Annotated in this window: 11 protein-coding genes; 5 read left to right on the top strand and 6 right to left on the bottom strand. The window is 65.6% G+C overall.

The features are described from left to right. Positions 1-3 precede the first annotated feature (3 nt). Positions 4-894 carry a helix-turn-helix transcriptional regulator gene (locus V6E02_RS08170; protein ID WP_347308295.1) on the bottom strand — a complete coding sequence of 297 codons (891 nt, stop codon included), beginning with the start codon at positions 892-894 and terminating at the stop codon, positions 4-6. A gap of 215 nt (positions 895-1109) precedes the next feature. Between V6E02_RS08170 and recA the strand changes: the two genes are divergently transcribed. From recA to V6E02_RS08145, 5 genes are all read left to right on the top strand, one after another. Next, on the top strand, positions 1110-2162 hold the full coding sequence (gene recA / locus V6E02_RS08165) for a recombinase RecA (RefSeq protein WP_347308294.1): 1053 nt from the start codon (positions 1110-1112) through the stop codon (positions 2160-2162). A gap of 28 nt (positions 2163-2190) precedes the next feature. Then, complete coding sequence (gene recX / locus V6E02_RS08160) at positions 2191-2631, top strand: recombination regulator RecX (RefSeq protein WP_347308293.1); 441 nt, start codon at positions 2191-2193, stop codon at positions 2629-2631. 64 nt (positions 2632-2695) lie between these two features. Next, positions 2696-5317 carry an alanine--tRNA ligase gene (alaS, locus tag V6E02_RS08155; RefSeq protein ID WP_347308292.1) on the top strand — a complete coding sequence of 874 codons (2622 nt, stop codon included), beginning with the start codon at positions 2696-2698 and terminating at the stop codon, positions 5315-5317. 41 nt (positions 5318-5358) lie between these two features. Further along, positions 5359-7212 carry a bifunctional tRNA (5-methylaminomethyl-2-thiouridine)(34)-methyltransferase MnmC2/FAD-dependent 5-carboxymethylaminomethyl-2-thiouridine(34) oxidoreductase MnmC1 gene (gene mnmC / locus V6E02_RS08150; RefSeq protein ID WP_347308291.1) on the top strand — a complete coding sequence of 618 codons (1854 nt, stop codon included), beginning with the start codon at positions 5359-5361 and terminating at the stop codon, positions 7210-7212. After that, positions 7209-8414 (top strand): NnrS family protein, encoded by a 1206-nt coding sequence (locus V6E02_RS08145; RefSeq protein WP_347308290.1) that lies wholly within the window; start codon positions 7209-7211, stop codon positions 8412-8414. The genes mnmC and V6E02_RS08145 overlap by 4 nt, the downstream gene beginning before the upstream one ends. 8 nt (positions 8415-8422) lie before the next feature. On the opposite strand, the gene V6E02_RS08140 is transcribed toward V6E02_RS08145, so the two are convergent. From V6E02_RS08140 to V6E02_RS08120, 5 genes are all read right to left on the bottom strand, one after another. Then, positions 8423-8677 carry a hypothetical protein gene (locus V6E02_RS08140; RefSeq protein WP_347308289.1) on the bottom strand — a complete coding sequence of 85 codons (255 nt, stop codon included), beginning with the start codon at positions 8675-8677 and terminating at the stop codon, positions 8423-8425. A gap of 149 nt (positions 8678-8826) precedes the next feature. Then, positions 8827-9453: a hypothetical protein gene (locus tag V6E02_RS08135; RefSeq protein WP_347308288.1), complete on the bottom strand. Its 627-nt coding sequence runs from the start codon at positions 9451-9453 to the stop codon at positions 8827-8829. A 226-nt stretch (positions 9454-9679) separates the two neighbouring features. Beyond that, positions 9680-10777 (bottom strand): quinolinate synthase NadA, encoded by a 1098-nt coding sequence (gene nadA, locus V6E02_RS08130; protein WP_430626788.1) that lies wholly within the window; start codon positions 10775-10777, stop codon positions 9680-9682. After that, positions 10710-11399: an NUDIX hydrolase gene (locus V6E02_RS08125; protein ID WP_347308287.1), complete on the bottom strand. Its 690-nt coding sequence runs from the start codon at positions 11397-11399 to the stop codon at positions 10710-10712. Before V6E02_RS08125 ends, nadA begins: the two co-directional genes overlap by 68 nt. A 75-nt stretch (positions 11400-11474) precedes the next feature. Further along, positions 11475-12050, bottom strand: coding sequence for a LexA family protein (locus tag V6E02_RS08120; RefSeq protein ID WP_347308286.1), 576 nt, complete (start codon positions 12048-12050; stop codon positions 11475-11477). Positions 12051-12293 lie beyond the last annotated feature (243 nt).

Raw genomic sequence — 12293 nt, 5'->3', positions numbered from 1 at the left:
GGCTCAACCCAGCGCCCAGGCGGCGAAGGGTTCCACTTCCTCGCGATTTTCCAGCATGAGCTGATACTGCCGCGGATTGCCCGAGTGATCGCGGCTGGTGTCCACCATCAGGCGTTGCAACAGATAGCCCACCAGGGCGCGCCGCACAGTGAGCTCGATGACGCCATCGCGCGCGCCGTAGTCTAGCGCCAGGGCCTGCCGCCGGGGCTCGTCCAGTCCCTGGTGGGGGGCCAGCCGTAGGGTCAGGGTTTCCACCCAGTCCTCGTCGTGCTCCGGGTCCGACTCCGCTGCTTGGTCGAGACATTCCGCCCAAGCGAAGCGGGAGAGCACGAAATCCCGGAACTCGTAACGGTCTGCGCTATAGGCGCGCACGTGCCAGCGCAGGCCGGTATCCACCAAGGCATGGGGTTCCAGGATGCGCAGGGCGCCGGTGTCGTTGCCTGTGAGTGAGTGATAACGGGCGGCGAGTTTGCGGCGGCTGCGCATGGCGCGGGTGATCTGGGCCAGGACTGCCGCCGACGGCAAACGCCCCGGTAGCGGGAGACGTTCGCTGGTGAGACCGTACAGAGGCTGATCCCCGTAGGGGCCGCCCGCTCCTGCCAGATTGGCCGCCAGCAGGGGCAGCACCGCCGCGGGGGAGAGGTCGGCGAACACGGGCCGGAAACCGGGGGCGGGAACGAAGCCGAACACCGCCTGGGTGTAGATCAGGTTACCCGGCGCCAGCTCGCCGTAGAGTTTGAGATCCTTGGTGGCGGCGGGATCGGAGATGCCGAAAGCCCGGGCCACGTCGCTGCGGGTGACGATACCGGTGTAGTAGGCCATGACTTCGATGAAACGCAGGCGCTGGCGCGTGGACCATTTCAGGTCCAGGGGTAGTTTGTCTTTGTTTGTCATGGGCTTATACACGCGATGGGGAGCAGGCGACAGGGGGCTTGCTCGGGCAACAAGGCAATTATAGCCCGTCTTGGCTCATGGTGATAAAAACGATGAGATCATACAAATAGTCGATATGATAAAAACTATTGACACCGACGGAAGTATGAACTAGAGTGGGGCATGCCGTGATGCTGCGGCGCTATTTCCCGAACCCGAACCGAAAGGAGACCACCATGGCCACCGCACCTGCAGACGACAAGATGAAAGCGCTCGCCGCCGCCCTGAGCCAAATCGAGAAGCAGTTTGGCAAGGGGTCGGTGATGCGTCTCGGCGATCATGTGGAAGCCCAGGACTTGCAGGTGGTGTCCACCGGCTCTCTGGGGCTGGACATTGCCCTGGGCGTGGGGGGGCTGCCCCGGGGGCGTATCATCGAGATCTACGGGCCGGAATCTTCTGGCAAGACCACTCTTACGCTGCAAGTCATCGCGGAGATGCAGAAGTTGGGCGGCACTGCCGCTTTCATCGACGCCGAACATGCCCTCGATCCCACCTATGCCGCCAAGCTGGGGGTGAATGTCAACGATCTTTTGGTCTCCCAACCGGACACCGGCGAGCAGGCGTTGGAAATCGCCGACATGCTGGTGCGCTCGGGTTCGGTGGACGTGGTGGTGATCGACTCGGTCGCGGCTCTCACGCCCAAGGCGGAGATCGAGGGCGAAATGGGCGATGCCCACATGGGGCTGCAGGCGCGCCTGATGAGCCAGGCGCTGCGCAAGCTCACCGCCAACATCAAGCGCTCCAACACACTGGTGATCTTCATCAACCAGATCCGCATGAAGATCGGCGTGATGTTTGGCAATCCAGAAACGACCACCGGCGGCAATGCCCTCAAGTTCTATGCCTCGGTGCGGCTGGACATTCGGCGCGTGGGCTCCATCAAGAAGGGCGAGGAGGTGATCGGCTCCGAGACCAAGGTCAAGGTGGTGAAGAACAAGGTTGCGCCCCCCTTCAAGCAGGCCAGCTTCGACATCCTCTATGGCGAGGGCATTTCCCGCGAGGGCGAAATCATCGAGCTGGGCGTGGCGCATCGCATCATCGACAAATCCGGCGCCTGGTATGCCTACAACGGCGAGAAGATTGGTCAGGGCAAGGACAACGCGCGCGAATACTTGAAGGAGCATCCGGAGGTCGCCCGCGAGATCGAGGCCAAGATCCGCGCTGCCGTGGGTGTGGGCGGCGGTGCGGTGGCCCAGTTCGATCCGGAAGAGGCGCTCGAGGAAGTCTGAGCGAAGCCTTCACGGCGAGGTCTCGCCCATGGCAACCCCACCCAGTTTGCGCGAGCGGGCACTCGCCTGCCTGGCCCGGCGCGAGTACAGTCGCGCGGAACTCGCGCGCAAGCTAGCGCCCCATGCCGCCCACGGCGACGAGCTTGATGCGCTGCTTGATGAGCTCGCACGCCGCGGCTGGTTGTCCGATGCGCGCTTCGCCGAGGTGCTGGTGCATGACCGGCAGACGCGTTTTGGCAGCGTGCGGCTCGCCCACGAGCTGCGGCGGCGGGGCGTGCCCGAGTCGTTGATCCAACAACAGCTGCATTTGCTGCGTGGAACTGAACTGGAACGCGCGCGCCGGGTGTGGCAACAGAAGTTCGGCTGCCCACCCAGTGATGCCCGGGAACGGGCGCGGCAGATGCGCTTCCTCAAGCAGCGGGGATTCCCCTTGGCCGTCATCCAGCGCGTCCTAGAAGAGGAGGCGTGACTGCCAGCGGCGCGAGGTTTCGCGCTACCATTATGCCTTTGCAAAAATTCCGCCGAGATCCCCCATGAAATCCAGCGAAATTCGCCGCCGCTTCCTCGAGTTTTTCGAATCCAAAGGGCACACCATCGTGCCTTCCAGCTCCTTGATTCCGGGCAACGATCCCACCCTGTTGTTCACCAATGCCGGCATGGTGCAGTTCAAGGACGTGTTCCTGGGGCGTGAGACGCGCCCCTACGTGCGCGCGGCTTCCAGCCAGCGTTGCCTGCGCGCGGGCGGCAAGCACAACGACTTGGAAAACGTGGGTTACACCGCCCGCCACCACACCTTTTTCGAGATGCTGGGCAACTTCAGCTTTGGCGACTACTTCAAGCGCAACGCCATCCAATTCGCGTGGGAGTTCCTCACCCAGGAGCTGGGTATTCCCGAAAGCAAGCTGTGGGTCACGGTGTACGAGGAGGACGACGAAGCCGCCGACATCTGGCTCAACGAGATTGGCGTGCCGCCAGAACGCCTGGCGCGCATCGGTGACAAGCCCGGCGCCGGCAAGTATCACTCGGACAATTTCTGGTCCATGGGCGACACGGGCCCTTGTGGTCCCTGCACGGAAATCTTCTACGACCACGGCCCCGATGTGCCCGGAGGGCCGCCCGGCACACGGGACGCCGATGGCGACCGCTACATCGAGATCTGGAATCTGGTCTTCATGCAATTCAATCGGGACGAGCATGGCGTGCTGCATTCCTTGCCCAAGCCCTCGGTGGACACTGGCATGGGCTTAGAGCGCATCAGCGCGGTCATGCAGGGGGTGCATTCCAACTACGACATCGACTTGTTCCGTGACCTCATCGCCGCGGCCGCGCGGGAGACCTCGGCCGCCGATCTCGCCAGCAATTCGCTCAAGGTCATTGCCGACCACATCCGCGCCTGTTCCTTTCTCATCGTGGATGGCGTGATCCCCAGCAACGAAGGACGGGGCTATGTGCTGCGCCGCATCATTCGTCGCGCCATCCGCCATGGTTACAAGCTCGGGCAGAAACAGCCTTTCTTCCACCGGCTGGTGCCGGATCTGGCGCGGGTGATGGGTGAGGCCTACCCGGAACTCGTTGCCGCCCAGGAACGCGTGATGGGGGTGCTACGCCAGGAAGAGGAAAAATTCGCCGAGACCCTGGAACATGGCATGGGCGTGCTGGAGGCGGCCATGCATGGCACCGGCTGCGACCGCATCCTCGACGGCGAGACCGTGTTCCGGCTCTACGACACCTTTGGCTTCCCCCTGGATCTCACTGCCGACATCGCCCGCGAGCGGGGCTTCACCGTGGACTTCGCGGGCTTCGAACACGCCATGGCGCTGCAGCGGGAGCGGGCCCGCGCGGCCTCGCGCTTCCACATGGGACAGGTGGTCAAGTTCGAAGGCCAGCCCACGGAATTCCACGGCTACGAGACCCTCAGCCTGCAGGCGCAGGTCCTCGCCCTGTACAAGGAGGGCACCCAGGTATCCAGCATCCAGGCGGGCGACGAGGCGGTGGTGGTGCTGGATCGCACGCCCTTCTACGCCGAGTCGGGCGGCCAGGTGGGCGATCGCGGCCAGCTGCTCGGCGCCAACGGCACCTTTCTGGTGGAGGACACCCAAAAGATCCAGGCTGAGGTGTTCGGTCACAAGGGTCGGCTCACTCTGGGTACCCTTGCCGTGGGCGACACGGTCGATGCCCAGGTGGATACCGTGGCACGTCAGCGTGCGGCTTGGAACCATTCCGCCACGCATTTGCTCCATGCGGCTCTGCGCAAGGTGCTCGGCAGCCACGTCACCCAGAAGGGCTCGCTTGTGGATGCCCAACGCACGCGCTTCGATTTTTCCCATCCCCGTCCCCTCACCCAGGAGGAGATCCAACGCGTGGAGAACCTGGTCAACGAGGTCATCCGAGCCAACTACCCGGTCCAGGTGCGCCTCATGAAATACGACGAGGCCATCAAGCAAGGCGCCATGGCCTTGTTCGGCGAGAAATACGGTGACGACGTGCGTGTGGTGGGCATGGGCGACTTTTCCACCGAGCTGTGCGGTGGCACCCACGTCAAGCGCTCAGGCGACATCGGGCTGTTCAAGATCGTTGCCGAATCCGGCGTGGCGGCGGGCATACGCCGCATCGAGGCGGTGACTGGCGACGTGGCGCTGGCATATGTGCAGCAGGAAGAGGCGCGCCTCATGGAGGCGGCGTCCACCCTGAAGACCCCGCCCCAGGAAGTGGGGCAGAAGATCGCCCAGATCCTGGACAACGTGAAACACCTGGAGAAGGAACTGGCGCGCCTCAAATCCAAGCTCGCCGCCGCTCAGGGCGATGAGCTCGCGAATAGCGCGGTGGAGGTCAAGGGCGTCAAGGTGCTCGCCGCGGAAATCGAAGGAGCCGACGCCAAGGCGCTGCGCGACACCCTGGACAAGCTCAAGGACAAGCTCAAGTCCGCCGCCATCGTGCTGGCCAGCCGAGCTGGCGGCAAGGTCACGCTGATAGCCGGTGTCACGCCCCAGCTCACCGATCGCCTCAAGGCCGGGGAATTGGTCAACCACGTGGCCACCCAGGTGGGCGGCAAGGGCGGCGGACGTCCCGATATGGCCCAGGCGGGCGGCAGCGAGCCTGAGCATCTGCCCCAGGCGCTTGCCTCGGTGGCGGACTGGGTGGCCGCCAAGCTGTGAGTGGGGCTGCCGCGGGCGGTCGCCGAGGGTGAGCGTCGGCGATGATCGAATGGCGGCATGGCGCACCCTTCTCGCCCCGCTTCGGCGATGTGTATTTCTCCGCCGAGGCCGGTCCAGAAGAGACTGAGCACGTCTTCCTCGCCGGCAATGACCTGGCCAGCCGCTTCGCGCGGCTTGCGCCGGGGCAGACTTTCACCCTGGGTGAGACGGGCTTTGGCACCGGTCTCAATTTCCTTGCCACCTGGCAGCTATTCCAAATCGCTGCGCCGCCCGGGGCCCAGCTTGATTATTTCAGCGTCGAGGGCTATCCCCTGGCGGACGAGGAACTTGCGGCGGTGACGGCGGCTTGGCCTGCGTTCGCGTCGTTTGGGAAGCAGCTCGCGGCACGCTGGCGGCGCCGCGTGCCCGGCTGGAACCGCTGGCACTTCGCGGCGGGCCGGGTGCGCCTCACCTTGGCCTGGGAAGACGTGGCCGCAGCCCTTCCGGGCTTGCCCGATGCCAGCGTGGATGCCTGGTTTCTCGACGGTTTCGCCCCGGCGAAGAACCCAGACATGTGGAATGCCACCGTCTGCCGCGAGCTGGCCCGCGCCACCCGTCCGGGCGGCAGCTTCGCCACCTACACCGCTGCCGGCTGGGTCCGGCGCAATCTCGCCGAGGCCGGCTTCCATGTGGAAAAGCGCCGCGGTTTCGGGCGCAAGCGGGAGATGCTGCGTGGCGTGAAGCCGGGCGTCTGGCAGCCTGTTCCGCCGGCTGCCGGGCGGGTGGTGGTCATCGGTGGCGGGCTGGCCGGCACGGCGGCGGGCTGGGCCCTGGCGCGGCGGGGGCTGTCCGTCCAACTGGTGGAAGCTGCGCCGGTGCTCGCGGTGGGGGCATCGGGCAATCCGGTGGGCGTAATGCACCTGCGCCTCGCGGCGGGCATGGGGCCCCTGCAGCGGCTACTACTCGCCGCTTGGGGACATGCGCTGGCGTATTTGGACGAAGTGCTGCCGGTGGATGGCGAACAGCGTGCCGAGTGTGGCCTCTTGCAGCTGGCGGTCTCGGCCGAGGAGAGGCGCCGCATCGAACGTCTGTCCGCGCTTGCCTGGCCGGCTCATCTGTTGGTGCCGGTAACGGGGCAAGAAGCCGCGGCCCACGCCGGCTTGTCTGTCGGCTTGGCGGGACTTTGGTTTCCCCAGGGCGGTTGGGTCGCACCGGGCGCGCTATGCGGGCAGCTCGCCCAGGGCCTTGGGTTGAATCTTGCGCAACCGGTGACGGCGCTTGCGCCTACGCTAGACGGCTGGCGCGTGGAGACAGGGGTGGACCTCTTAAACGCCAGCCACGTGGTGGTGGCCAGTGGGCACACCGCGCGCCGTTTTTCCCCTCTCGCCCACTTGCCCCTGCAACCGGTGCGCGGCCAGATCACCGAAGTCGCCGCCACTGTCGCAAGCCGTCAGCAGCGCTGCGTGCTGTGCGGCGAGGTGTATCTGACACCGGCGCGCGGGGACCGGCACCTCCTGGGCGCGACCACCCGCTTCGACGATTGCGGCACCGATGTGCGCCTGCCGGAGCAGGAGGAGAATCTTGCCCGTTTCGCGCGCCAGTTTCCCACCGTTTACCAGGCGCTGGGCGGCGCGGCGGCCACCCTCGTCGGCGGACGGGCGGCGGTGCGCTGCTCCGCCCCCGGGGCCATGCCCGTCATCGGCGAGGTCGCGCCCGGCCTTTTCGTGAGCCTGGCCCATGGCACGCGCGGCTTGCTGACCACTGGCTTGGCGGCGGAGTGTATCGCCGCGCGCCTCACCGGTACCTTGCCGCCGCTACCCTCGACTCTTGTCGCGGCGGTGACGCCGCAACGCTTTGCCCGCCTTGACATGCCTCAAGGCGTCCCTGCCGTCCACCCGAGAGAATCGATGCCATGAGTGTGATCCAGATTTCCGCGCCCGGCGCGCGGCCCCATCCCTTCGCTCTCTTCCGTCTGGGCTTTCGGCCCTTCTTCCTGCTGGCAGCGTTGTTTTCACTGCTATCCATCCTGGCGTGGGTGGGCACCCAGGTGTATGGCTGGCCGTTGCCGCCGCGGCTGCCGGTCGCGCCCATGGCCTGGCACGGGCACGAGATGGTGTTTGGCTATGCCATGGCGGTGGTGGCGGGGTTTCTGCTCACCGCCGTGCGCAATTGGACCAACCTGCCCACGCTTCGCGGCGCGCCCCTGGCGGGGTTAGCGGCAATCTGGCTGGCGGCACGGTTGGTGATGGGGTTTTCGCCCCAGGCGCTCGTTCTGGCGGCGTTGTTGGATCTTGGCTTTGGGCTCGCTTTGATCATGGCCATAGCCCATCCCCTCGCGCGCACGGGGCAGTGGCGCCAGTTTGGCATCGTGGCCAAGATCGCCCTGCTCGTCACCGCCAATGCTGCGTTCTATGCCGGCGCCCTTGGCTGGCTGGAGGCGGGCGTGCCCTGGGGACTCTACTCGGGCCTGTATCTCGTCCTCTCGCTCATCTTCGTGATGGCGCGGCGGGTGGTGCCCTTCTTCATCGAACGCGGCGTAGGCTACGCCGTCACTGTGCGCAACCGGACTTGGGTGGATCGATCAAGCCTCGTGCTGATGTTGGCCTTTTGGCTGGCGGACGTGTTCATGGCTGCGCCGGTGCTGGTGGCATGCCTCGCCCTGGCGCTGTTTGGCGTGCACACGGTGCGCCTGGTGGATTGGGCCACACCCGGCATCTGGCGCAAGCCCTTGTTGTGGGTGCTCTACTTAGGCTATGGCGCCGCGGTAATGGGGTTCCCCCTCAAGGCCGCCGCGGTCTGGCTGGGCGTGTCGCCGTACCTTGCCGTGCATGCCTTTGCCGCGGGCGGCATCGGCCTGATGACGGTGGGCATGATGGCGCGGGTGACCCTAGGCCACACCGGGCGCGGCGTGCAGACACCCCCACGCGCGGTGGCTGCGGTGTTCGCCCTGATGGTTGCGGCTTTCCTGGCGCGGGTGGTGGCACCCCTTTTCTGGCCCGCTTCCTACGCTAAGTGGCTGGCGCTCGCGCAGGCGTGCTGGGTGCTGGCTTTCGCCCTGTTCTTGGTGATCTACGCACCGATGTTGGTGCGTCCCCGCATCGACGGCCAGCCGGGCTGAGCGCAGGCTCAGGGCGCGGCTTCGCCCAGGCTCCCCACCCAGCGCGCGGCAGCGAGCTGGGCTTTCACCAGATCGTTGGCATGAAGCGCCGGCATTCCCTGCAGGATCGCCGCTCGGGTAGCGAAATCGGCCTGTTCCAGGGCTTCGCACAGGGCGAGACTGACGTTAACGAAGCCCAGTGCTCTGACCTCCAATAGCGGCCGCAGACCCATCTCGCCCAACAGATGGGTGAGCACCTGGGCGGTCGCCGCCAGATCGTTCACCAACGGGGCTGTTCCGGTGTGGGGCGAAACAGCAGCGCGTGGGTAAATAGGCTCTGCTCGGGATCGATGATGGGTTGGCGCGGGCAAGATTTGATCGCCCATGGCATGTGCTTGGGGTGAGAGCTGGGTCGTGGGCGGTCTGCCTTGCCTCATCGGGAGGGCGGGGGCAGCCCACGGGCGGCGGCCCGGTTGAAGCGGTCGATGCACTCGCGCACCACGGTGTGCACATCGTCATCGCTGGCTAGCAGGCATTCGCCGGTCACCGGTGGCCGGCTCGCAGCGGCAGGTGGGGTGGCTTGGGTCGGCGCGCTTCGGGCAGGGACCTTCGGGTCCGGCACGGCGTGCCCACTGGTGGCTTGGGCGGAGAGGGGACCGGGTGCGAGCTGGGGCGCGGCAATGATTCGTGGCAAGTCGCGTAATGCCTGGTTTTCCCTTTCCAGGGCCGCCTGGCGCGCCTCTAGCTTATTAAGCAGAGCTTGGGTGTGCCGGCTTTCTAGCACCAGGGCCGAGGCCAGCGCCCCGGCGCCGGCCAGAATGATGCCACCGAGGACGAGCCACAGCGCCTTGGCGTAGAGAAGGCTGGCGGGCCTGACACTGGCCTGTGGCGGGCTATCCGCGGGCGGGCGGCCATCCGGTAGGGCCTGCGCAGGTGGAGACGGTTCTTCGGCGGGTGGGCTGTCGGCGGCTGCTTGCTGCGCCTGCGCGGCACCGGCATTGGCCGGCGTTGGCCGGAAAAAACGCGACAGACGCTTACAGAGAGACGCAGCACGTGACATCGACCTGGGATCCCGGTGGCGGGGCCAGCGCCCCTGTTGCACTTATCGACCGGCCGGACCTGGACTTGATGCCAGCAGTGTTATTGAGCATTACGTAAGTAGGTCACACCGTTGTGTCGTCCCCGCGCAAGCGGGGACCCAGGAACATGGCGAGGAATACCCTGGATTCCCGCTTTCGCGGGAATGACGTTTGACTTGCGCAGCCTGTCAACGACTTACGTAACGCTCAATAGGTGCGCGGCTGGGCCGCGGCGAAGTCCAGCATGCGCTGAATGGGCACCACCGCCCGGCGGCGCACGGTCTCGTCGATCACCACTTCGCTGTCGCCTCGGCTGAGCACCCGTTCCAAGGCATCCAGGCTATTCATCGCCATCCACGGGCAATGGGCGCAGCTTGCGCAGGTGGCGCCGACACCGCCGCTGGGGGCCTCGATGAAGACCTTGCCCGGCGCGGCCTCGCGCATCTTGTGGAAGATGCCGTTGTCGGTGGCGACGATGAACTCTGCATGGGGTAACTCGCGGGCAGCGCGGATGAGGGTGGTGGTGGAGCCCACTACATCGGCTAGGCTCACCACGCCCGCCGGCGCTTCCGGATGCACCAACACCGCTGCCGCCGGGTGGCGCTGTTTCATGTCGGCAAGCAGCTCGGCCTTGAAACGCTCGTGTACCACGCAGCTTCCTTGCCACAGCAGCATGTCGGCGCCGGTGACGCGCTGCACGTAACTGCCCAGATGTTTGTCGGGCGCCCAGAGGATTTTCTTGCCTTGTCGATGCAGATGTTCCACCACCTTGACCGCGATGGCGGAGGTTACCACCCAGTCGGCACGCGCCTTGACCGCCGCGCTGGTGTTGGCATAGACCACCACGGTGCGGTCAGGATGGGCGTCGCAGAAGGCGCCGAAGGCTTCCGGCGGGCAAGCGTCGTCCAGGGAGCAGGTGGCGTCCTTTTCCACCAACAGCACCCGCTTTTCCGGGTTGAGGATCTTGGCGGTCTCGCCCATGAAGCGCACGCCGGCGACCACCAGGGTGCGCGCGGGGTGCGCATGGCCGAAGCGCGCCATTTCCAGGGAATCGGCGACATGGCCCCCAGTTTCGTCTGCGAGGGTCTGGAGCGCGCCATCCGTGTAGTAGTGCGCCACCAGCACCGCGTCCTGTTCCACCAGCATGCGCTTGATGCGGTCAATCTGGGCCGTACGATCGGTCAAGGCAGCGAAGGGAAGGGCTGGTTCCATGAACTTTCCTGGCTTGGGTGGGGCACTAGCGGATGATCTCGACGCGGCCCGGGTACTTGGTGCGAAACAGTTTAGCGGGACGATGACTGCCATTGCGACGCTGGGCACCGGTTTCCTCGATCAAGTTGCGGGCGAGGACCCATTTGCGGAAATTGCGCTTGTCGAGGGGTTCCGAGCGGATGATCTCATAGACCTCCTGCAGCTCGCTCAGCGTGAACTGGGCGGGCAGGAACTGGAAGGCGATGGTGGAGTATTCCAGCTTGGCCACCAGGCGCTCATGGGCCTTGTCCACGATTTCGCGATGATCGAAGGCGAGGGGAGGCAGCGCGCCATAGGGAAACCAGGCTGTCTGCTTGGCATCGGAACCTGCCTTGAGGGTGAGGCGGTCGGCGGGGGCGAGGCCATAGTAGGTCACGGAGATGACCCGCCCCCGGGGATCCCGGTCGGGGCGACCGAAGGTGTAGAGCTGCTCCAGATAGACGTCGGTGATGCCCGTCTCCTCGGCCAGCTCACGTAGGGCGCAGGTGATGAGATCCTCCGCGGGATCCAAAAACCCCCCGGGCAGGGCCCACTGGCCGGCAAACGGGGCATTGCGCCGGCGCACGAGCAGCACCTGCAGCGTCTCCTCTCGGATGGTGAACAGCACCACGTCGGTGGTGACCGCGGGATGGGGATGGGAATAGCAGTACGGAGCCACGGCTTCGTTTCGTGTCATCGAGACACCAAGATTAGTGTCTCTATTACACTATGTCAAGGCGCGGGGAAAAGTTTGCGGGCGATGGGCGCGAGCTCAGCGGTACTTGCGTACCAGCCCCACCACCACGCCGTAAATTTCCAGGCTGCCCGCCGGGCGGATGGGGGCATAGGCGGGGTTGGCGGCTCGCAGGAGGAAGCCCTGGCGGTCTTTGTCCAGGTATTTCAGGGTGAACTCGTTATCCACCACCGCCACCACGATGTCGCCCACCTCCGCAGTGGGCTTGCGCTCCACCACGACGATGTCGCCGTCGCGGATACCGGCGTCGATCATGGAATCGCCCTTGACCGGAATCAATACGGTTCGCGACGGCCGCTCGATGAGATATTCGTCCAGGGTGAGGGCCTCGCTACCCCCTTCGCCGGCGGGGTGGGGTCGTCCCGCTCGCACGCCATCCACCCGTGGCCGCTCGAAAAAGCGCGCCGTGGGTTTGAGTCGCCGGTCCGGGGCGGTTTCGAGATACCCCGCCAGCTTGAGTCGGCCCACCAGGGCCGCCACCGAAGACTTGGAGCGCAGGCCGAGGAGCTCACCCATGGTGGAGTAGGCAGGCAGGACCCGATGCCGGGCGTAGAAATCCTGGAGTTTGGCGAGGTAGTCGGCGTCGTCGGCCATGCCGGCATGCTATCGAACGATGGTTCGATGGTCAAGGCGTTGTGTAGTGACTGCAGGGAGCAAAAACCACCCGCGCCCGTCGCATCTAGCGCCAGCCTTGGTTGACACTGAGCCAGATCGATCCCGGCTTCTGGGGCGTGGGTGTCATTCCTGGACACTGGGCCCTGTGGCTTGGTCCGGAATTTGCATAAGCGTTTCTGGTGGGGTGCTCGTGGTCCGAAAGGACTCGCTTGTGCTACGCTA

This window comes from Thiobacter sp. AK1, assembly GCF_039822265.1.
Lineage (GTDB): Bacteria > Pseudomonadota > Gammaproteobacteria > Burkholderiales > Thiobacteraceae > Thiobacter > Thiobacter aerophilum.
Note: the sequence above shows the minus strand (reverse complement) of the source record. Positions and strands in the feature narration are given on the sequence as shown.